Below are 20491 nucleotides of genomic sequence, written 5' to 3'. Positions count from 1 at the left end.
GCAGGGGCGCCTTGATGGTTCCGGTCTAGGGGGAGAGACTTGCGCGACGCTTGCGGGGGCAGTCTGCGCCCGGCGGGGTCACTGGAACACCAGCTCGGCCTGCAGCGCGCCGGAGGTCTTCACCGCCTGGAGGATGGAGATGATGTCCGAGGGCTTGAGCCCGAAGCGGTTGAGCCCGTTCACCAATTGCTGGAGATTGGGGCCGCGGACGATGCCGATGGGCCCGCCACTCTCGTCGGCCTGGATGTTGGTGCGCGGCACCACCACCGTCTCCCCGAAGGTGTAGGGCTCGGGCTGCGACACCTCCGGCGCCTCGGTGACCTGTACGGTCAGGTTGCCCTGGGTGACGGCGAAGGTGGAGACCTGCACGTTACGGCCGATCACCACCGTGCCGGTGCGCTGGTCCACCACCACCTTGGCCGGCGTGTCGGGCGTGATGCGCAGTTCGCCGATCTCGGCGATGAAGCGGGCGGTGCCGGAATTCGGCGGGCGCTGCACCACCACCGTGCGCAGGTCGCGCTCGCGGGCGAGGCGCTTGCCGTAGCGGGCGTGGGTGTAGGCGTTGATGACGTCGGCCATCAGCGCGGCGGTGCGGAAATCCGGATTGGTGAGGTCGATGAGGATTTCCGGCAGCTCGGAGAGCTGGCCGGGGATCTGCCGCTCCACCAGCGCACCGTTGGCGATGCGCCCTGCGGTGGGCACGCCCTGGCTCAGCGTCTCCGCCTGCCCGGTGATCTGGATGCCGGAGACGATCTGGCCCTGCGCCACCGCATAGGTCACGCCATCGGCGCCGTTGAGGGGCGTGACGAGCAGGGTGCCGCCGCGCAGGGAGGTCGCGTCGCCCAGCGAGGCGATGGTCACGTCGATGCGCGTGCCGAGGCCGGCGAAGGCGGGCAGGTTGGCGGTGACGGCCACCGCCGCCACGTTCTTGGCGCGCAGCGACAGGCCCTGCACATTGATGCCCATGCGGTCGAGCATGGATTGCATGGCCTGCTCGGTGAAGGGCGAGTTGCGCAGCGTGTCGCCGGTGCCCTGGAGGCCGATGATGAGGCCGTAGCCCACGAGCTGGTTGTCGCGCACGCCCTGGATGGAAGAGATGTCCTTGATGCGCGTCGTCGCCTGCGCCGCCGCGGGGCCGGCGAGGGCGAGGAGCGCGGCGAGGGCCATAAGCGCGCGGCGGATCATCGCGTCTTCACCCACACGGTGCCGTCGCCGGCCACCTCGCCGACGATGATCTGGCCGGATTCCATGTTCTTGAGCCGGATGGTGGCGCCCGCCGCGCCGGAATCCAGCGGCATGCCGTAGCCGGAAATGGAGAGACCCCCCTCCCTCAGCTGGATGCGGGTGGCGACGCCCTTGGTGACGAGGGTCACGTCGGCGAGCGCATTGAGCGGCACCGGCTGGCCGGCGGCGACGACCCGCCGGGCCGACTTGCCCACGATGGCGGAGGCTTGCAGCGCGATGCCGCCGCGATCGAGCACGGCATCGGCCACCTCGCGCTGCGCCAGCATGCCGGCGGAAATGACATCGCCCGGATAGAGGGTGACGGCGGCGACGGGGACGCGCGCCATCGGCGCGGCATCGGCCGTCGGGCGCGCGGGGGCGGGGCGGGGCGGCTCCACCTCCTCGCGGCCGGCGGCGGCCTGCTGGGCCAGGGAAGAGATGCTCTGCGCCGCAGCGGGGGCGGCAACGGCGCAGAGCAAAGCTGCGGTGCCGGCCCAGAGGCCGAACCGCAGGCATCGGGTGCCACGCATGGCGCGCCGCCGCGATTGCGTGTTCATCTCGATTGCGTTCACCGGATTCCCTTCGACACGACCCCGGCCATGTCGTCGGCGGCCTGGATCACCTTGGAGTTCATCTCATAGGCGCGCTGGGCCTGGATGAGTTGGGTGATCTCCTTGATGGGGTCCACGTTGGAGCCTTCCAGATACCCCTGCACCACGGCGCCGAAGCCGGTGGTGCCGGCGACGCCCGTCACCGGCTGGCCGGAGGCGGATGTCTCGCGATAGAGGTTGTCGCCGAGCGGCTCCAGGCCGGAATCGTTGGCGAAGGTCGAGAGCGTCAGCTGGCCCACCAGGGTCGGCGAGGACTGGTTGGCGATCTGGGCATAGATCTGCCCGCTCTCGTTGATGACGATGCTGCTGGCATCCTGCGGCAGTGTGAGGGACGGGTTCAGCGCATAGCCGTCGGCGGTCACGAGCTGGCCGGTCGGGCCCTTGTTGAAGGAGCCGGCGCGGGTATAGAGCGTGTCGCCCGAGGGGCTGGTGATCTGGAACCAGCCGCGGCCGTTCAGGGCAAGATCGAGCGGGTTGCCGGTCTGCGCCAGCGGCCCCTGCAGGTGCAGGTTGCGGATGCCGATGGTGCGCACGCCGAGGCCGACGAGCGCGCCTTCCGGCACCGGGTCCGCGCCGTCCTGATTGGGCACGCCCTGGGCGCGCTCGGCCTGATAGAGCAGGTCCGTGAACTCGGCGCGGGCGCGCTTGAAGCCGGTGGTGTTGATGTTCGCGATGTTGTTCGCGATCACCTCCACGTTGGTCTGCTGCGCCGACATGCCGGTCGCGGCGATGGCCAAAGCTCTCATGTCATTCTCCTCAGATGGCCATCCGGCTGATTTCCTGATAGGCGGCGACCACCTTGTCGCGCACCGCGATGGCGGTCTGGAGCGTCTGCTCGGCGGACATCACCGCCTCCACCACCTGCTGCACGGAGACGCGTCCGTGGATGCCGGAAATGGCGCTCGCCTCCGCCGTCTTCACCTGGTCCACCGCATCCGACGACATGCGGGCGAGCATGGTGGAGAAGTCCGAAATGCTGCCCGCGCTCTGGGTGGCGTTCGCGGCCTCGGTGGCGCGGGCGGCGGTGGTGGCGCTCGTGGCGGTGGTGCGGCTCAGCGCATTGAGGGAAACGGCGTCGATCATCACGGCGTCCTCAGAAGATCGATGGTCATGGCGACCATGGAGCGGGCCTGCTTGATCATCTGGAGGTTGGCCTGATAGCTGCGGCCGGCCTCCCGGAGATCCGCCATCTCGGCGAGCGGATTGACGTTCGGCACCTTCACCCGCCCCTCGGCATCGGCGGCCGGATTGCCGGGGTCGAACTCCACGGAAAAGGCGCTGCGGTCCACGCTCGTCGCCTTCACCTTCACCCGCGATGCGCCGAGCGCGCGGTCGGGCTCCTGGGTGAATTCCACGGTCTTGCGGCGATAGGGGTCGGCGCCCGGCGTCGTGCCGGTGGAGCGCGCGTTGGCGATGTTCTCCGCCACGATGCGCATGCGCTGGGTCTGCGCGGCAAGGCCGCTCGACGCGATGCCGGTGATGGTCTTGAACGGATCGCCGATCATTTGACGCTCGCGAGGATCATGCGGTGGAAGGAACGGACGATGGAGGTGTTGAGCGAATAGGCGCGGTTCACCTCGTCGGCCTTCAGCATCTCCTGCTCCAGGCTCACGCTGTTGCCGGAATGGGAGGTGTCCCAGCCGTCGCGGGGGGCCACCTTGGTGGCGCCGATGCCGCCCGCCGCCACGTCCATGTGGCTGCCCGAGGTGCGGGCGACGGCGAGGCGGGTGCGGTCGAGGATGGCGCTGAACGGCTCGGCGTCCACCGCCTTGTAGCCGGGGGTGTTGGCGTTCGCGATGTTCCCCGCGATGGCTGTCTGCCGCACCGTGGCCCACTGGGCGTGCCGCGAGGTGAGATTGAACAGGAACAGGGGTTCCATGGCACATTCCCCGGATGAACCGCGATGGTCTCGCGCGCCTTTGGAAGGGGCGAGATAACGAGTGCTAGCGCGTCAACCTTGCCCGAGGCTGGCCGGTCAACCGCCTCTCCCTCACGCCCCCAGCCGCACGCCCTCCAGCGTGGCGGTGAGGTGTTCGAGGAGCCCGTCCGCCTCCGGTTCCGCCTCGTGGTAGAGGATGCTGTCCATCTCCACGCCCACGGTGCCGGCGTCGAAGATGATGCGGAAGTAGAGCGAGCAGTCGGCGCAGCCAAGCTCCATGTCCATGGCGACGGTGGGGGCGACGCCCCAGTCGGCCTGGATCAGCGCCTGCCCGCCATAGCGCAGCGCGCCTGGCTTCAGGGAGCGTTCGGCGCAGGAGGCGACGATGTCGTCGATGATGTTGGTCTGCCCGGCATGGATATAGGCCATGAGCAGGCCGGCATTGGTGAAGAACAGTTCGGTCATCACCTCGCGCAGCGCGCCGGCCAAAACCCGCTCGCAGGCGAGCCGCTCCAACTTCGGGCGGCCGGCGAGGCGCTGGAGGCGGAGGAATTCATTTCGCGCCATGGCCCGGCCTCGCATAGATGTAGTGCAGTATTTTCGCCACCGGCCGATAGAAATCCTGCGGAATCCACTGGTCCACCTCCACCGCCGCGAACAGGGCGCGGGCGAGCGGGCGGTCCTCGATCACCGGCACGCCGTGGCGTTCGGCGATCTCGCGGATCTTGAGGGCGATGAGGTCCACGCCCTTGGCCACCACCAGCGGCGCGCCGCCGGTCTGCCGGTCGTATTGCAAGGCGACGGCGTAATGGGTCGGGTTGGCGATGACGACGGTGGCCTTGGGCACGGCGTTCATCATGCGCTGGCGCGCCCGCTCGCGGGCCACGGCGCGGATGCGCGCCTTGACCATGGGGTCGCCCTCGGCCTGCTTGAACTCGTCCTTCACCTCCTGCTTCGTCATGCGCAGATTGGTCTTCCAGCTCACCCGCGACCACACGATGTCGGCGGCCACCAGCCCGATGGTGACGACGCACACCGTCGCCACCAGCCGCATGGCGAGGGCGAGGAGCAGGCTCGGCAGGCGGAGCGGATCGGTGAACATGGCATCCACCATCTCGCGCTCCTGGGCATAGAGCACGAGCGCCGCGACGATGCCGATGGCGAACAGCTTGAACAGCGCCTTGCCGAACTCGATCTGCCCCTGCGTGCCGAAGATGCGCTTGAAGCCGGCGGAGGGCGACACCCGCGACCATTGCGGACGGATGCGCTCCGCCACCAGCGAGGGCACGTTCTGGAAGCCCGAGGCGACGAGGCCGGCGAGCATCAGCACGATGACCATGGGCATCAGGAAGCGCCCGGCCCCCGCCAGCGCGCCCCACAGGATGGAGACCGCATCGTTGCCGGTGGCGATGGGAAAGCCCGCCGGATCGTCGATGAGGCGGGAGAGGTCGGCGGTGAGGAGCTTTGTCGGCGCCGCGACGAAGAAGGCGAGGATGGCGAGGATGCCGATGAGCGAGGCGAACAGCGTCGCCTCCCGCGAGAAGGGCACGTTGCCCTTCTCCACGGCGTCGGAAATCTTCTTCTCGCTCGCCTCTTCTGTCTTGCTCTCCTTGTCCTGTTCCTCAGACATGGCGCCCCCGGTGCGGCGGGCTCAAAAGGCCGGGCAGAGGGGCGCGGGTCTCAGCGCACATAGGCGTCCTCCTCCGTGCCGGAGGCGATCTCGATCTCGCCGCGCCCGGCCATGTCGAGAGCGAGGTCGGTGACGGTGCGGCGCGCCTCCATGACATCCTTGGCGGGCGCCGGCTCGCTGCCGGCCATCTCCTGCTCCACCATGCGGCGCACGCGGGCGCCGAGCGATTGCAGGATGATCTCGCGGAAGTCGGGATCGGTGCCCTTCAGCGCCAGCACCAGCTTGTCGGTGGGCACCTGGTCGAACAGCGATGTGCGGGCGCGGGGCGTCAGCTTCACGATGTCGTCGAAGGTGAAGAGCAGGCCCTTCAGGATCTCCGCCGATTTCGGGCGCGTGTTGGCGAGGCTCGCGAGCACCGTCTCCATGGCGTCGCGGTCCATCTTGTTGATGATGTCGGCCATGCGCGCGTGCGGGTCGGCGCCGGCGTTGCGCGAGAAGTTCATCATGAAGTCCTCGTGCACCTGCCGCTCGATGACCTGCATGGTGGCGTCCACGATGGGCTTGAAGGTGAGCATGCGGCGCAGGATGCCGTTGCGCTTCTCCTCGGGAATGAAGCTCAGCACCTTGGCGGCGCAGGCGGGCTTCACCTTGGAGAGCATCAGCGCGGCGGTCTGCGGGTGCTCCTTCGCGACGTAGGCCGCGAGCACGTTCTCGTTGACGGTGGAGATGCGGTCCCAGATGGACTGGTTCGCCGCGCCCATGATGTCGTTCATGATGTCGGCGATCTGCTCGGCCGGCAGCACGCCCTGCAGCAGCCGCTCCACGTCGGCGACCGTGCCCACGAGGTTCGCCCCGCCGGCGAAATTGCTGGCGAAGTCCTCGACGAGGGTCTCGATCTGCGCGGTGGTGACCGGCTTCAGCGCCGCGATGGAGCGCGTGATGAGGCGGATCTCGTCCGCCTCGAAATGCTTCATCACCCGGTTGGCCGTGGGCGCGCCCATGGCCATCAGCAGCGCCGCCACGCGGTCGATGCCCTGGAGGGGACGCGGCTTCGCCGCGCTCGCAGCCGCCATGGCCGCCTCAGCCGGCGTCGGCGTCGTTGGGGCCGACGATCTCGGTGAGAGAGACGCCGAAGCGGGAATTGTCGTCCTCCACCACCATCACCTCGCCACGGGCGATGACGCGGCCGTTCACCACCACGTCCACCGGCTCGCCGACGCGATGATCGAGGGGCACCACCGTGCCGCGATTGAGCTTCAGCAGGCTCGACACCGGCATGGAGGCGGAGCCGAGCACCACCTGCAGCAGCACCGGGATGCGCTTGACGGTCTCAAGCCCCGCGCCGGAGCCGAGCGTCTCGCCCCCCTTGGCGAGCAGCGCCTCGTCGAGGGCGCTGGAGGGGGTCATGGTTTCGATGTCGGGAGCGGGCATGGCTTTGATCCGGAAGTGCGAGAAACGATTCAGCGGTCGCTGAGTTCGGGGGCGCGCCGCGCGTCGATCTCGGCGATGAGGTCGTGGGCGGTGTCGATGCGGCCGGCGAGCATCACCAGCACCTCGCGGCCGTCGCGGCCGAAGGTGTCGAGCGCGTCGCGGGCGCAGACGAGGGCGGCGGAGGCTTCCGCCAGCGCCCGCCCGTAATCGGCGTTCAGCCGGTCCACCGCCTTGAGCCGGCGGTTGAGCAAAGCGACGGCGGCGGTGGTGACGACCAGCGCCGCGAGCAGGAGGAGATCAGCGGGGAAGGATGTCATCGAGAAAGTCCTGATGCTGGTTGATCTGCTCGTCGAGGCGCACCACGTAGCCGCCGTCGGACTGGCCGAGGTGGCACCAGAACAGCGGCTGGGCGGCGCTCTCCAGCTTCACCCGGCTCGCCGGGGTAGCGGCGAGCTTGAGGATCTGGCCCACCTTGAGGGCGGCGATGTCGCCGAGCGTCACCTCGTGCTCGTCGAGCACGGCGCGCAGCTCCACCTCGGTGCGGTTCACCTCGTCGCGGATCTTCTGCGCCCATTTCGGGTCGCGCCCGCCGGTCTCCGCCTGGCTGGTGCTGGAGAGCGCGCGGCGCAGCGGGGTGAGGGCCGACTGGGGGATGGTGACGAACATCTCGCCGCCCCGGTTCAGCGCCTGCAGCAGGAATTTCGCGGTCACCGCCAGATTGTTGCGCCGGCCGATGACGGCGAAGTCCATGCGGGTTTCCTGCCGCTCGAACTGGAAGGTGGTGTCGCTGACCAGGGCGAAGGCGGCTTTCAGCGCCTTCGTCATCTGCTCGAACAGGAGCTGCGCCACCCGCCCCTCGATGTTGGAGAAGGAGCGCTCGTCCTCCACCGGCGGCTCCGAGCCGTCGGCGCCGAACAGCACCTCGATCATGGTGAAGATGAAGTCGCGGTCGAAGCCGACGATGAGCTGGCTGTCCCAGGACGGCGCGTTGAAGATGCCGGCGATGGCCATGCCCTCATAGGCTTCCAGCACGTCGCCGATGCGCCCGCTCTCGACGCTGGAGAGCGAGTAATAGGCCTGCGAGGCCGCCACCTGCCGAAGGCCGTCGGCGCAGAAGGTGGCCATGCGGTCGAACAGCACATGCAGCATGGGCAGCCGGTCCAGCGAGAGGCCGGCGGCATCGAGCAGCATGTCGCGGATGTCGTGGTGCTTGGATGCGGATTTGGCGGCGGACTTGGCGTTCATGGCTCAGGCCGCCTGCTGCACGGCGCCGCTGGAGGAGGGCGCGGCCTGGATGGCCTCGCTCTCCACCTCGTCGATGGTCGGGCGCTCGCCGGCCGAGATGGTCTTGCGGCCATGCTCCAGCGCGATGGGTGGCAGCGCGCCGTTCATGAAGGCGATGAGCGTCTGCTTGGTGATGATGAAGGGCTGGCACTGCTTCTCGCGCGTGCTCTTCACCTTGGCGGCGAGGGGCGAGACGATGGCGTAGGACGCATAGATGCCGACGAAGGTGCCAATGAGCGCCGAGGCGATGTAGTGGCCGAGGATTTCCGGCGACTGGTCGATGGCGCCCATGGCCTTGACGATGCCGAGCACCGCCGCGCAGATGCCCAGCGCCGGCAGCGCCTCCGCCACCGTGCCGAGGGCTCCGGCCGCCTTGGTCTTGTGCTTCTTGATGGTGGAGATCTCCTGCTCCATCAGCGCCTCGATCTCGTGCGACTTGGCGTTGCCGATGAGGATGAGGCGGGCGTAGTCGCAGATGTACTGCGTCAGTTCCTTATCCTTGAGCAGGCTCGGGAAATGGCCGAACAGCGGCGAACTGGCCGGATCGTCGATATGCGCCTCGATCTCGTTGCGTGGCTTCTGCCGCATGTCCCGCATCAGCGCGTAGAGCAGGCTCAGCAAAGCGAGGAAATCCTTGCGCTTCGGCGCCGTGCCCTTCAACGCCTGCATGATGCCCGAGCCCGTGTCCTTGATGACGGACAGCGGGTTGGCGATGATGAAGGTGGAAAAGGCGATGCCGCCGATGATGACATATTCAAACGGCTGCCACACCACTTCCGGGTGTCCGCCCATGGCCATGAAGCCACCAAAGGTAGCGGCCAACCCCAATATAATTCCGATGATGACGGCCACGGCTTCCCCCGTTCTGTCCGGTGTCCGGTGGTAGGGGGCGAGGATTGTGCGAGGCTGTGCTGTGTCGAGCTTGGCAATGTGCCCGGTTTCACTCCATAATCATCGCCAAAATGGAGCGGATTCTTCTGCCATCCATGGGTTGTGCGTGCTACACAACTCGCGTCTTGGCTCGCAGGCCTTTCTGGTTGCACGTTCGGCCGATGCGAAGCCTTCGATATCCCGTGCCAAGCCCTGACCGGCACGGGGTGGCCGGACCGGGGGGTGTCAGAGATGACGTCTTCCGGTCCGCGCTGGGCTGATCCCGGACAAATCCCCCCAGAAAAATCCCCACAGATTGAAGCCCTTGCGCCCGCAAGGCTGGCGCAAGGCAGCGCGGGCGAGATGGGGCGCGCGTCGGCGGGCCGCCGCGCGCCCCTGCTCCCTGCGGATGCCGATATGGACAGCACGCTCCTCACCTACCGCCAGCTGACGCGCGACATGACGCGCTCCTTGTCCGCCAAGGCGGCCGAGAAGCCGGTGGCGCTCGAATCCGCCTACTATCTCAAGCATATCGGCAAGGTGACGGGCATCGAGGGTTTCCTCAAGGATACCCGGCTCTTCACCTATGCCATGAAGGCGTTCGGCCTGGAGGACATGGCCTATGCCAAGGGCTACATGCGCAAGGTGCTGAAGGAGGGCGTCACCGATCCCAAGAGCTTCGCCAACAAGCTCAACGACGACCGCTTCAAGGCTTTCGCGAAGGTCTTCGATTTCCAGGGCCTCGGCGCCGCCGCCACCCGCTTGCCCGACGCCGGGCAGAAGGTGGTGGACCGCTATGTGCGCCAGGCGCTGGAGGTGGACCAGGGCACCAGCAACGAGGGCGTGCAGCTCGCGCTCTACTTCCAGCGCCAGGCGCCCACGGTGAAATCGGTCTATGGCCTGCTCGCCGATCCCGCGCTGTGGAAGGTCACGAAGACCATCTTCGACTTCCCCGATGCCATGGCGGCAGCGCCCATCGAGAAGCAGGCCAAGGCGGTGAAGGCCCAGATGAACATCGCGGATCTCAAGGAGCCGGCGAAGCTCGACGCGCTGCTGCGCCGCTTCAGCGCGAAATGGGACGTGGCGCAGACCATGAGCGCGACGCCGGTGCTGGACCTGTTCTCGGCCCGCACCTCCAGCGCGGCCTCATTCTCCATCCTCAACCTGAAATACGGGGGTTGAGATGGGCTCGGGTCTCTACGTCTCGCTCTCGGCGCAATTCGCCGCCGACAAGCGCCTCGCCACCATCGCCAACAATGTCGCCAACCTGAACACCGCCGGCTACCGCGCCGAGGAGGTGCGGTTCGAGTCGCTGGTCTCCAAGGCGGGCGGGCAGGACGTGTCGTTTACCTCCGCGGGCGAGACCTACACCTCGCGCAAGTCCGGCCCCATCAACCCCACCGGCAATCCGCTGGATATCGCGGTGGAGGGCCAGGGCTGGTTCGCGGTGCGCGACGGCGCGACCACCGCCTATACCCGCGACGGGCGCATGAGCATGAGCCCGGAGGGCGAGTTGCGCACCCTCTCCGGCCGTCCCATCCTCGATGCATCCGGTGCGCCGGTGGTCATCGATCCCACCGGCGGCACGGTGCGCATCGGCACCGATGGCTCCATCTCCCAGAACCGCCGCCCCATCGGCCGCGTCGGCCTGTACCTGATCCCGGACGACGCCAAGCTCACCCGCCGCGACGGTGCGCTGGTGGTGCCGGACAAGCCCGGCGCGCTGGTGCAGGACTACACCCGCAACGTGGTGCGGCAGGGCTTCGTGGAAGGCGCGAACGTGGATGCCGTCACCGAGATGACGCGCCTCATCGCCTTGCAGCGCGCCTTCGAGATGGCCGCCTCCGCCGTGTCGCAGACCGAGGATGCCACCTCACAGACCATCCGCGAGCTTGGTCCGGGATGACCGCGCCGCCGACCAACGCGCTCCAGCGCCTGCGCCAGGCCGTCGAAAGCGGGCTGGAGGACAATCCCCTCGTCCGCGTCGGCGGCATCGTTCGCGAGGTGGCGCCGACCCATCTGCGGGTCTCCGGCCTCTCCAGCTTCGTCACTTTGGGCGAGCGCGTGGGCTTTGAGCAGGCCTCCGGCACCAGCATCGGCGAGGTGGTGCGCATCGATGGCGCGGGCGCGGTGGTGAAGCCGTTCGACGAGCGGGTGGCGGTGGGCATCGGCACGCCGGCCTTCCGCATCGGCCCCCTCGCGCTCAGTCCCGACCGCTCCTGGAAGGGCCGCGTGATCGACGCCCTCGGCCGTCCCCTCGACCGCGCGGAACCCCTCGCCCACGGCCCGCGCCGCATGCCGCTCGACGCCGAGCCGCCGCCCGCCATGGCGCGCGGGCGGGTGCACCGGCCCCTCGTCACCGGCGTGCGCGCGGTGGATATCTTCACGCCCCTCTGCGAGGGCCAGCGCATCGGCATCTTCGCCGGTTCGGGCGTGGGCAAGTCCACGCTGCTCTCCATGTTCGCCCGGTCGGCCGGCTTCGACACGGTGGTGGTGGCGCTGGTGGGCGAGCGCGGGCGCGAGGTGCGCGAGTTTCTCGAAGGCCCGCTCGCCGCCAGCCGCGACCGCGCGGTGGTCATCGTCTCCACCTCCGACCAGAGCCCCATGATGCGCCGCCTCGCCCCGCAGGCGGCGCTGGCGGTGGCCGAGTATTTCCGGGATGCCGGCGAGAGCGTGCTGCTCATCGTCGATTCCGTCACCCGTTACGCGCATGCGGCCCGCGACGTGGCGCTGGCGGCGGGCGAGCCGGCGGTGGCGCGGGGCTATGCGCCGAGCGTTTTCTCCACGCTGCCGAAGCTGCTGGAACGCGCCGGGCCGGGCCTGGAAGGGGAGGGCGCCATCACCGGCATCTTTTCCGTGCTGGTGGATGGCGACGACCACAACGATCCCGTCGCCGACGCCATCCGCGGCACCCTCGACGGGCACATCGTGCTCGACCGCGCCATCGCCGATCAGGGGCGCTTTCCGGCCGTCAATTTGCTCGGCTCCATCTCGCGCCTCGCGGGGGAGGTGTGGAGCGAGCCGGAGCGCGATCTGGTGCGGCGGCTCAAGGCCATGATCGCCCGCTTCGAGGACACAAGCGACCTGCGCCTCATGGGCGGTTACCAGCCCGGCGCCGACGGCGAGCTGGACCAGGCGGTCGCCATCGTGCCGCGCATCTACGATGCCCTGCGGCAGGACCCCGGCGCCCCGCCCAGCCTCGCCGCCTTCTCCGACCTCGCCGCCGCACTGAAGGCCTGAGCGGCTGACTCCAGCCCCGCGCAAGCCATCCGCCCTCAGATGCGGCGAAGACACTGGCGCAGGCTCCGCCCCCGGGCGGGCGGCGCGCCCCATATCCAGACCGCGACGAGGACGAAGCCATGAGCCTTTACGGAATGCTGCGCACCAGCGTGTCGGGGATGACCGCGCAATCCAACCTGCTCGGCACGGTCTCCGACAACATCGCCAATGCCGGCACCACGGGCTACAAGCGCGCCGACACGGAATTCTCCTCCCTGCTGCTGGAGACCGGCGGCACGGAATATCAGTCCGGCTCGGTCAATACGGATGTGCGCTATGCCATCACCCAGCAGGGGGCGCTGGACTACACCTCCTCCTCCACCGATCTCGCCATTCAGGGCGGGGGCTTCTTCCTCGTCAACGACCCGTCGGGCCAGACCCAGCTGACCCGCGCCGGCTCGTTCCAGGTGGATGCCAGCACCGGCAACCTCGTGAACAGCGCCGGCCTCACCCTCATGGGCTACGACGTCTCCAAGGGTGATCCCAGCGTGGTGCTGAACGGCACGGCCGGCCTCGTGCCCATCAATCTGCAGAACACCAAGCTCGCGGCGACGCCCTCCACCGAGGGCACGTTTGCGGCGAACCTGCCGTCCAATGCCCCGGTCGCCACCGCCCCCGTCGCCGGCGCCAATGTGGCGGGCGCGAGCTTCACCGAGAAGTCCTCGCTGGTGGCCTACGACAATCTCGGCAATGCGGTGACGCTGGATCTCTATCTCACCAAGACGGCGGCGAACCCGGATACGTGGCAGCTCGCGGTCTATGACCAGGCGGGCGCGCCCGCCACCGGCACCTTCCCCTATGCCTCCGGCCCGCTGTCCACCCAGACCCTGACCTTCGACGCCAGCGGCAAGCTCGCTTCCGGCGACAGCATCTCGTTGGCCGTGCCGAACGGGGCGACGCTGACCCTCGATCTCTCCGGCATGTCGCAGCTGGCGGCGCCCTACACGCCGTTTACCGCCAGCGTGAACGGCAATGCCCCGAGCGCCATTTCCGACTTCTCCATCGCCAAGGACGGCACGGTCTACGCCACCGATGCCAATGGCCGGAAATCCGCCATCTACCGCATCCCGCTGGCCACGGTGGCAAGCCCCGACCGGCTGGAGCCGCTCACCGGCAACGCCTACAGCACCACGCTGGAATCCGGCGCCATCCAGGTCGGCTTTCCCAACGAGGGCGGGGCCGGCACGCTGCTGTCGGGCGCCACCGAGCAGTCCAACGTGGACATGGCCTCCGAGCTGACCCGCATGATCGTGGCGCAGCGCGACTACACCGCCAATTCCAAGGTGTTCCAGACCGGCACCGAGCTGCTCGACGTGCTGATGAACCTGAAGCGCTGATCTGACGGCGCCGCCGCGCGCACGGGTGCATCATGAGCCTTTCCCTCGCCTTCAACACGGCGCAATCCTCGCTCACCGCCAATGCGGCGAAGATCGCTTTGTCCAGCCGCAACGTGGCGGGGGCGGGCGAGGCCTCGGCCTCGCGCAAGATCGCCGTCACCACCACGGCGGCGGACGGCTCGGTGCGGGTGGTCTCCATCACCCGCGCCACCGGCAGCGCCCTGTTCGACCGGATGCTCGGCGCCACCTCCGACAGCGCCGCGCAGCAGGCCCTCGCCGATGGCCTCGGCCGCCTCGCCCAGACGGTGGGCGACCCGCAGGACCCGACCTCCCCCGTCGCCCGCCTCGGCACGCTGAAGGATGCGCTGGCCCGCGCCGCCGACACGCCGGACGACATGACCCTTGCCCAGGCGGCGGTGACGGCGGCGCAGGATGTCGCTGCCACCCTCAACACGGCAACCGACACCGTGCAGCAGGTGCGCACCGATGCGGATGCGGCGATCGCCAACTCGGTCGCCAACGTCAACGACCTCCTCCACCAGTTCGAGGCGGAGAACAGCGCCATCGTGAAGGGCTCCGCCGCCGGCGCCGACATGACCGATGCGCTGGACCGGCGGGATTCCATCCTCGCCAAACTCTCCGAGGAGATCGGCATCTCCACGGTGACGCGGGCCAACAACGATATCGTCATCTACACCGAGGGTGGCGCGACCCTGTTCGAGACCACCGCCCGCTCCGTTGGCTTCACCCCGTCCCATACGCTCGATGCCAAGACGCAAGGTGGCAGCGTGTTCGTGGACGGTGTGTCGGTGACGGGACGCGATGCCACCATGCCGGTGCGCACCGGCCGCATCGCCGGCCTCACCCAATTGCGCGACGAAGCCGCCTCCACCTACCAGACGCAGCTGGATGAACTCGCGCGCGGCCTCACCGACGCCTTCCAGGAGACCGACGGCGCGGGCACCACCCGCGCCGGCCTGTTCGTGCCGGCGTCCGGCAGCGCCGCCGTGCCCGGCGCCGTGTCGCCCGGCCTTGCCGGGACGCTCGCGGTGAACGCGGCGGTGGACGTGGCGCAGGGTGGCGATATCCGCCTGTTGCGCGACGGCGGCATGAACGGCGCGGCCTTCGCCGCCAACACCACCGGCGCGGCGAGCTTCGCCGGACGGCTGAAGGCGCTCTCCGCCGCGCTCGACGCCCCGCGCGCCTATGACGGGGCGGCGCAGCTCTCCGACAACCAGAGCCTCGTCTCCTTCGGCACCGCCTCGGTGAGCTGGCTGCAAGGCGCGCGCAGGGCGGCGGACACGCGGCTCGATTCCGAAAAGACCGTGCTGGCGCAGGCCTCCAACGCGCTCTCCGCCGCCACCGGCGTGAACCTCGACGACGAATACGCCAGCCAGCTCGAACTGGAGCGCGGATATCAGGCCACCTCCAAGCTCATGGGCGTGGTGAACCAGCTCTACGACAGCCTCTTCCGGATGATCGGCTAAGCCATGCGCAGCACCTACATCTCCACCCTCGCCTGGACCTCCCCGTCCCGCGCGGCGCTGCCGAAGCTGCAATCGGACATCTCGAAGGCCACCACCGAGATCGCCACCGGGCGGCAGGCGGACGTGGGCCTCACGCTGGGCGTCGCCACGGGGGAGAGCGTGGCGCTGCATCTGGCGCGCGGCGCGATCCTGTCGCAGAAGCAGGGCAATGCGCTGGCCGCGAGCGTCCTCGGCAACAGCCAGGTGGCGCTCTCGCAGATCTCGGACGATGCCAACCAGTTCCTGAAGGACATCCTCGCCGGGCAGGCGGGCAATTCATCCGGCGCCATCCTCGCGGATCAGGCGAAATCGGCGCTCGAGGCCTTCACCGCCCACCTGAACGCCACCGACGGGCAGCGCTATCTGTTCGCCGGCATCAACAGCGCCGAGCCCCCGATGGCGGATTACGCGACCGGCCCCAAGGCGGCGGTGGATGCGGCCTTCGCCAGCGCCTTCGGGCTTGATCCCGCGAACCCGCAGGCGGACCCGAAGGTGGCGGACATCTCGGCCGCCGACATGGGCACTTTCCTCGACGGCGCGTTCAAGGACCTGTTCGCCGATCCCGCCTGGGGCGCCACCTGGTCCAGCGCGTCGGACGAGGCGCTGACCAGCCAGATTTCCGACACCGCGCGCGTGCCCGTCACCACCACCGCCAACACGACAGCCATGCGCAACCTTGCCATGGCATTCACCATGGTGTCGGAGCTGGGCACGGCGAACCTCTCCGAGGCCACCCGCAAGGTGATGCTGGACAAGGCCGCGACCGTCGCCGGTTCCGCCGTGAGCGGGGTGGTTTCGCTGTCCGCGCAGCTTGGGGTGTCCCAGACCCGCGTCGATGCGGCGGACGAGGCCCTCGCCCGGGTGTCCGATCTCGTCGACCGGAGGATCAACGTCCTCGAAGGGGTCGATCCCGCCGAGGCGAAGACCCGCCTCGACACCCTGACGACCCAGTTGCAGATGTCCTACGCGACCACCGCCAAGGTGATGCAGCTGAGCATCCTGAACTACATCTGACATGAGGGTGCGTGATGTATCGTTTCTCCTACGCGGAAATTCTCGACGAATCCGCGACGCTCAACCGCGAGCGTGAACGCCTCGCCCTCGACAAGGCGGTGGAGCTGCTCACGCTCGCCGCGAAGGCGGAGCCGGGCTCGCGCGAAGTGATGGCGGCGGTGGCCTATCTCCAGAAGCTCTGGGGCTTCTTCATCGCCGACCTCGCCGACGCCAACAACGAGCTGCCGCGCGAGCTGCGCGCGTCCCTCGCCTCCCTCGGCCTCGGCGTGATCCAGGAATGCGACCGGCTGATCTCCGGCACCGGAGGCAGCATCGGCCTGCTCATCGATATCAATACTGCGATCCGGGATGGCCTGAAATGACGAAATCCATGCACATCTCCCTCAAGGCTGGCGAAAAGCTGTTCCTGAACGGCGCGGTCTTTCAGGCGGACCGCAAGGTGACGCTGGAGTTGCTCAATGACGCGACCTTCCTGCTGGAAAGCCACGTCATGCAGCCGGAAGACACCACCACGCCGCTGCGCCAGCTCTACTTCGTCGCGCAGTCACTGCTGGTGGACCCGGCCAATGCGGATGCCGCCCGCCGGCTGTTCTTCCGCCATCTGGCCGCGCTGATGACCACCTTCTCCAACCCCGCGATCCTGTTGAACCTCGACGCGGTGGGCCGGCTCGTCAGCGAGGGCCGGGCCTTCGAGGCGCTGAAGGCGCTCCGGGGCATGTTCCCGCAGGAAGAGGTGGTTCTCGCCTGCACCCAGCCGCACCGCGCCGCATGAGGGATTTCGCGAAGTCGGCCTCGCGCAATCCTCGCGGGTGAGAAGGGCGGCAGGACGCGGCGTGAGGAAGGAGACAGCAGCATGACCCAGGTCCAGAGCGTCGCCCCGGCGGCCGGCGCCGCCGCAAACGGCAAGACGGCCTCGGCCGGCAAGGCGAACAGCATCGACTACAACGCCTTCCTCCAGCTCCTGGTGGCGCAGCTGCAGAACCAGGATCCGACCCAGCCCATGGATTCCACCGCCTACATGTCGCAGCTCGCTTCGTTCTCTCAAGTCGAGCAGCAGGTGGCGAGCAATTCCAAGCTGGAATCGCTGCTGGCCGCCAGTGCCTTGCAGACCGCCAACCTCGCGCTCGGCCACACCGTCACCTCCGCCGACGGCAGCATCAGCGGCAAGGTCACCTCGGTGGAGATCACCAGCGACGGGCCGCTGGCGCAGCTCTCGAACGGCAAGAGCCTGCTCATCGGCCCCGGCGTCACGGTGAGCTGACGATGAACGAGGCGGATGCGCTCGGCATCGTCCATTCGGCCATCTGGACCATCCTCGTCGCCGCCGGACCGGCGGTGGCCGCGGCCATGCTCATCGGCATCCTCGTCGCCCTGTTCCAGGCGCTGACGCAGATCCAGGAAGTCACCCTCACTTTCGTGCCGAAGATCGTCGCGGTGCTGGTGGTGGCGGCGGTGACGGGTTCCTTCATGGGGGCCCAGATCATGGCCTTCACCGAGGAAATCTACGGCCGCATCGCCAGCGGCTTCTGATCTCATTCTGCGGGAACCTGATCCATGTCCGACATCACGGCGCGCGCGCCGGCAGCGCAGGGCTCGCGCCGCGACATCGGCTTCGCCCTGGGCATGGTGGCGATTCTCGCCATCCTGTTCCTGCCCATCCCGCCCACGCTCATCGACATCGGCCTCGCGCTCTCCATCGCGCTGTCGGTGCTGATCCTGATGGTGGCGTTGTGGATCGACAAGCCGCTGGAATTCTCCGCCTTTCCCACCGTCCTCCTCATCGCGACGCTGCTGCGCCTCGGCCTCGGCGTGGCGACGACGCGCCTCATCCTCGCCCACGGCTCCGAGGGGGTGAGCGCGGCCGGGCACATCATCCACGGCTTCTCGCAGCTCGTCATGAGCGGCGATTTCGTCATCGGCATCGTGGTGTTCCTGATCCTGGTGACGGTGAACTTCCTCGTCATCACCAAGGGCGCGACCCGCATCGCGGAGGTGGGCGCGCGCTTCACGCTCGATGCCATCCCCGGCAAGCAGATGGCCATTGACGCCGATCTCAACGCCGGCCTCATCGACGACAAGGAGGCGCAGCGCCGCCGCGCCGAGCTGGAGGAGGAGAGCGCCTTCTTCGGCTCGATGGACGGCGCCTCCAAATTCGTGCGCGGCGAGGCGGTGGCGAGCCTCATCATTATCGCGGTGAACATTTTCGGCGGCATCATCATCGGCGTCACGCGGCACAAGATGCCCATCGCCGACGCCGCCGACATCTTCACCCGCCTCTCCGTGGGTGACGGCCTCGTGTCGCAGATCCCGGCCCTCGTCGTCTCCCTCTCCGCCGGCCTGCTCGTCTCCAAGGGCGGCACGCGGGGGCGGGCGGAAAAGGCGGTACTGGGCCAGCTCGGCGCCTATCCGCGGGCGCTGTTCGTGGCGGCCGGCCTGCTCTTCGCCCTCGCGCTGGTGCCCGGCCTGCCGTTCCTGCCCTTCGCGCTCATCGGCGGCATGATGGCCTTCGTCGGCTGGTCGGTGCCGCGCCAGCTCGCCAAACAGAAGGCGGATGCCGACGCGCGCGAGGCCGATGCGAAGCAACTGGCGGACCGCGAGGCGCGGGAGTCCGTAAAGGAGCAGCTGAAGACCGCCGAGATCGAGGTGTGCGTCGGCAAGCAACTGGCGACACAGGTGCTGAGGACGCCCTCGGAGCTCGGCAACCGGCTCGGCAAGATGCGGCGCAAGTTCGCCCTGCGCTACGGCTTCGTGGTGCCGGACATCCGCATGTCGGAGAGCCTCGCCGCGCCGGCCAAGGGCTACCAGATCAAGATGCACGGCACGGTCTTGGCGGCGCAGGAGATGCGCATCGGCGAACTGCTCGTGGTGGTGGGCGACGGCGCGCCGCCGGACGTGCCGGGCGACGAGGCGCGCGAGCCGGCGTTCGGCATGAAGGCCATGTGGATTCCGGAGGCCTACGCCACCGAGGTGAAGCGCGAGGGCTTCGCGCCGGTGGACAATCTCACCGTCATCCTGACCCACCTCTCCGAGGCCATCGCCAACAACCTGCCGCAGCTTTTGTCCTACAAGAGCATGCGGGCGCTGATCGACCGGCTCGACCCCGAATACAAGCGCCTCGTGGAGGACATCTGCCCGGCGCAGATTTCCTATTCCGGCCTGCAGGCGGTGCTGAAGCTGTTGCTGGCGGAGCGCGTCTCCATCCGCAACCTGCATCTCATCCTGGAGGCGGTCGCGGAGATCGTCCCCCACGCGCGGCGCTCCGAGCAGGTGGCCGAGCATGTGCGCATGCGCATGGCGCAGCAGATCTGCGGCGATCTCGCCGAGGGCGGCGTCTTGAACGTGCTGCGCCTCGGCAGCCGCTGGGACCTCGCCTTCCACCAGAGCCTCAAGCGCGACGCCAAGGGCGAGGTGATCGAGTTCGACATCGACCCGCGCCTCGTGGAGCAGTTCGGCACGGAAGCGGCCACCGCCGTGCGCGAGCGCATGAAGGCGGGCGCGCCCTTCGTGCTCGTCACCGCGCCGGATGCGCGGCCCTATGTGCGCATGATCGTGGAGCGCATGTTCCCCTCGCTGCCCGTGCTCTCCCATGTGGAGATCGCGCGCGGGGTGGAGATCAAGGCGCTGGGCGCCATCTCGTGACCTCCGGCGCCGTGAGCCTGCTCGCGCGCGAGGCGGTGCTCGCCGCCTTCCTCGTCTTTTGCCGGGTGGGCGGCGCGCTGATGCTGATGCCGGGCATCGGCGGCCGGCACATTCCCATGCGCGTCAAGGTGTTCCTGGCGCTCGCCCTCTCCTTCGCTTTCCTGCCGCTGGTGCTGGACCAGGTGGCGCCGCGGGTGCGGACGGCGGGTTCGGGAGATTTCGTCTTCATGATCGCCGGCGAGCTTCTCACGGGCCTCCTCATCGGGCTTCTGGCGCGGCTCTATGTGACGGGGCTGCAGTTCGCCACCAGCTTCATCGCCCAGGCGGTTGGGGTCTCGCCCATGCCGGGCGTGTCGGTGGAGGAGGACGAGCAATTGCCGATCCTCGCCACCCTCATCGTCTTCGCCGCCACCGCCCTCATCTTCGTCGCCGACCTGCATCTGGAGCTGGTGAAGGGGCTGGTGGACAGCTTTTCCCGCGTGCCGCCGGGCAGCCTGCTCGCGGTGCGGCCGGCGCTGGTCGATCTCGTGGACCAGATGACGGCGGTGTTCCTGGTGGCGGTGCGGCTCTGCGGCCCGTTCATCCTCTATTCGGTGATGGTGAATTTCGCGGTGGGCCTCATCAACAAGTTCACGCCGCAGGTCCCGGTCTATTTTGTGGCGACACCCTTCGTCACGGCGGGCGGGTTGCTTCTGCTCTACGTGAGCGTGGAGCCGCTGCTCTCGGCCTTCCTCGTCGCCTTCTCGCAATGGCTGAGGGTGGGCTGA

At 68.5% G+C, this 20491-nt stretch carries 25 protein-coding genes; 12 read left to right on the top strand and 13 right to left on the bottom strand.

Translation table 11 applies throughout. The annotated features are described in order from the left end of the window. Nucleotides 1-78: 78 nt before the first annotated feature. From flgI to motA, 13 genes are all read right to left on the bottom strand, one after another. A complete protein-coding gene (flgI, locus tag J2126_RS09200) occupies nucleotides 79-1185 on the bottom strand; it encodes a flagellar basal body P-ring protein FlgI (RefSeq protein WP_209485970.1) in 1107 nt (368 codons plus the stop codon). Further along, on the bottom strand, nucleotides 1182-1754 hold the full coding sequence (flgA, locus tag J2126_RS09195) for a flagellar basal body P-ring formation chaperone FlgA (protein ID WP_209485968.1): 573 nt from the start codon (nucleotides 1752-1754) through the stop codon (nucleotides 1182-1184). Before flgA ends, flgI begins: the two co-directional genes overlap by 4 nt. Nucleotides 1755-1792: 38 nt before the next feature. Continuing rightward, nucleotides 1793-2581 (bottom strand): flagellar basal-body rod protein FlgG, encoded by a 789-nt coding sequence (flgG, locus tag J2126_RS09190; protein ID WP_209485966.1) that lies wholly within the window; start codon nucleotides 2579-2581, stop codon nucleotides 1793-1795. A 10-nt stretch (nucleotides 2582-2591) separates the two neighbouring features. After that, nucleotides 2592-2918 (bottom strand): flagellar hook-basal body complex protein FliE, encoded by a 327-nt coding sequence (locus tag J2126_RS09185; RefSeq protein WP_209485964.1) that lies wholly within the window; start codon nucleotides 2916-2918, stop codon nucleotides 2592-2594. After that, nucleotides 2918-3340: a flagellar basal body rod protein FlgC gene (gene flgC, locus J2126_RS09180; protein ID WP_029556021.1), complete on the bottom strand. Its 423-nt coding sequence runs from the start codon at nucleotides 3338-3340 to the stop codon at nucleotides 2918-2920. Before flgC ends, J2126_RS09185 begins: the two co-directional genes overlap by 1 nt. Further along, a complete protein-coding gene (gene flgB, locus J2126_RS09175) occupies nucleotides 3337-3714 on the bottom strand; it encodes a flagellar basal body rod protein FlgB (RefSeq protein WP_209485963.1) in 378 nt (125 codons plus the stop codon). The genes flgC and flgB overlap by 4 nt, the downstream gene beginning before the upstream one ends. Nucleotides 3715-3825: 111 nt before the next feature. Beyond that, complete coding sequence (locus tag J2126_RS09170; protein WP_209485962.1) at nucleotides 3826-4281, bottom strand: hypothetical protein; 456 nt, start codon at nucleotides 4279-4281, stop codon at nucleotides 3826-3828. Further along, the gene (gene flhB, locus J2126_RS09165; protein WP_209485960.1) at nucleotides 4268-5344 is read right to left on the bottom strand and encodes a flagellar biosynthesis protein FlhB; all 1077 of its coding nucleotides are present in this window, start codon (nucleotides 5342-5344) and stop codon (nucleotides 4268-4270) included. The genes J2126_RS09170 and flhB overlap by 14 nt, the downstream gene beginning before the upstream one ends. A 50-nt stretch (nucleotides 5345-5394) precedes the next feature. Then, nucleotides 5395-6417 (bottom strand): flagellar motor switch protein FliG, encoded by a 1023-nt coding sequence (locus J2126_RS09160; RefSeq protein ID WP_209485957.1) that lies wholly within the window; start codon nucleotides 6415-6417, stop codon nucleotides 5395-5397. 7 nt (nucleotides 6418-6424) lie between these two features. Then, nucleotides 6425-6775, bottom strand: a complete 351-nt coding sequence (fliN, locus tag J2126_RS09155; protein ID WP_394028909.1) for a flagellar motor switch protein FliN — start codon at nucleotides 6773-6775, stop codon at nucleotides 6425-6427. Nucleotides 6776-6804: 29 nt separating this feature from the next. Then, nucleotides 6805-7092 carry a hypothetical protein gene (locus J2126_RS09150; protein ID WP_209485956.1) on the bottom strand — a complete coding sequence of 96 codons (288 nt, stop codon included), beginning with the start codon at nucleotides 7090-7092 and terminating at the stop codon, nucleotides 6805-6807. After that, a complete protein-coding gene (locus J2126_RS09145; protein ID WP_209485954.1) occupies nucleotides 7073-8020 on the bottom strand; it encodes a flagellar motor switch protein FliM in 948 nt (315 codons plus the stop codon). The genes J2126_RS09150 and J2126_RS09145 overlap by 20 nt, the downstream gene beginning before the upstream one ends. Nucleotides 8021-8023: 3 nt before the next feature. Then, nucleotides 8024-8911 (bottom strand): flagellar motor stator protein MotA, encoded by an 888-nt coding sequence (motA, locus tag J2126_RS09140; RefSeq protein ID WP_209485952.1) that lies wholly within the window; start codon nucleotides 8909-8911, stop codon nucleotides 8024-8026. Nucleotides 8912-9346: 435 nt separating this feature from the next. On the opposite strand from motA, the gene J2126_RS09135 reads away from it, so the two are divergent. The 12 genes from J2126_RS09135 to J2126_RS09080 all read left to right on the top strand — a co-directional run bounded on the left by J2126_RS09135 (nucleotide 9347) and on the right by J2126_RS09080 (nucleotide 20491). Next, nucleotides 9347-10111, top strand: coding sequence for a DUF1217 domain-containing protein (locus J2126_RS09135; protein ID WP_209485950.1), 765 nt, complete (start codon nucleotides 9347-9349; stop codon nucleotides 10109-10111). 1 nt (nucleotide 10112) lies between these two features. Next, nucleotides 10113-10835, top strand: coding sequence for a flagellar basal-body rod protein FlgF (gene flgF, locus J2126_RS09130; RefSeq protein ID WP_209485947.1), 723 nt, complete (start codon nucleotides 10113-10115; stop codon nucleotides 10833-10835). Further along, nucleotides 10832-12169 carry a flagellar protein export ATPase FliI gene (fliI, locus tag J2126_RS09125; protein ID WP_209485941.1) on the top strand — a complete coding sequence of 446 codons (1338 nt, stop codon included), beginning with the start codon at nucleotides 10832-10834 and terminating at the stop codon, nucleotides 12167-12169. The genes flgF and fliI overlap by 4 nt, the downstream gene beginning before the upstream one ends. Before the next feature lie 119 nt (nucleotides 12170-12288). Further along, nucleotides 12289-13545, top strand: a complete 1257-nt coding sequence (locus J2126_RS09120) for a flagellar hook protein FlgE (protein ID WP_209485939.1) — start codon at nucleotides 12289-12291, stop codon at nucleotides 13543-13545. A gap of 32 nt (nucleotides 13546-13577) precedes the next feature. Then, on the top strand, nucleotides 13578-15032 hold the full coding sequence (gene flgK, locus J2126_RS09115; RefSeq protein WP_209485937.1) for a flagellar hook-associated protein FlgK: 1455 nt from the start codon (nucleotides 13578-13580) through the stop codon (nucleotides 15030-15032). Between the two features lie 3 nt (nucleotides 15033-15035). Next, complete coding sequence (locus J2126_RS09110) at nucleotides 15036-16085, top strand: flagellar hook-associated family protein (RefSeq protein ID WP_209485936.1); 1050 nt, start codon at nucleotides 15036-15038, stop codon at nucleotides 16083-16085. Nucleotides 16086-16099: 14 nt separating this feature from the next. Then, nucleotides 16100-16447, top strand: a complete 348-nt coding sequence (gene flaF, locus J2126_RS09105; RefSeq protein ID WP_209485934.1) for a flagellar biosynthesis regulator FlaF — start codon at nucleotides 16100-16102, stop codon at nucleotides 16445-16447. After that, nucleotides 16444-16857 (top strand): flagellar biosynthesis repressor FlbT, encoded by a 414-nt coding sequence (gene flbT / locus J2126_RS09100; RefSeq protein ID WP_245327258.1) that lies wholly within the window; start codon nucleotides 16444-16446, stop codon nucleotides 16855-16857. The genes flaF and flbT overlap by 4 nt, the downstream gene beginning before the upstream one ends. An 81-nt stretch (nucleotides 16858-16938) precedes the next feature. After that, the gene (gene flgD / locus J2126_RS09095) at nucleotides 16939-17346 is read left to right on the top strand and encodes a flagellar hook assembly protein FlgD (protein ID WP_209485932.1); all 408 of its coding nucleotides are present in this window, start codon (nucleotides 16939-16941) and stop codon (nucleotides 17344-17346) included. Nucleotides 17347-17348: 2 nt separating this feature from the next. After that, nucleotides 17349-17615, top strand: a complete 267-nt coding sequence (gene fliQ / locus J2126_RS09090; RefSeq protein ID WP_169124842.1) for a flagellar biosynthesis protein FliQ — start codon at nucleotides 17349-17351, stop codon at nucleotides 17613-17615. A gap of 24 nt (nucleotides 17616-17639) precedes the next feature. Next, entirely contained in the window at nucleotides 17640-19724 is a 2085-nt protein-coding gene (flhA, locus tag J2126_RS09085) for a flagellar biosynthesis protein FlhA (protein ID WP_209485930.1), read from the top strand. Next, a complete protein-coding gene (locus J2126_RS09080; RefSeq protein ID WP_209485928.1) occupies nucleotides 19721-20491 on the top strand; it encodes a flagellar biosynthetic protein FliR in 771 nt (256 codons plus the stop codon). Before flhA ends, J2126_RS09080 begins: the two co-directional genes overlap by 4 nt.

This window comes from Xanthobacter flavus (assembly GCF_017875275.1).
In the GTDB taxonomy this organism is placed as follows: domain Bacteria; phylum Pseudomonadota; class Alphaproteobacteria; order Rhizobiales; family Xanthobacteraceae; genus Xanthobacter; species Xanthobacter flavus_A.
The sequence above is the reverse complement of the archived record's forward strand: the minus strand, read 5'-3'. Positions and strand labels throughout refer to the sequence as shown.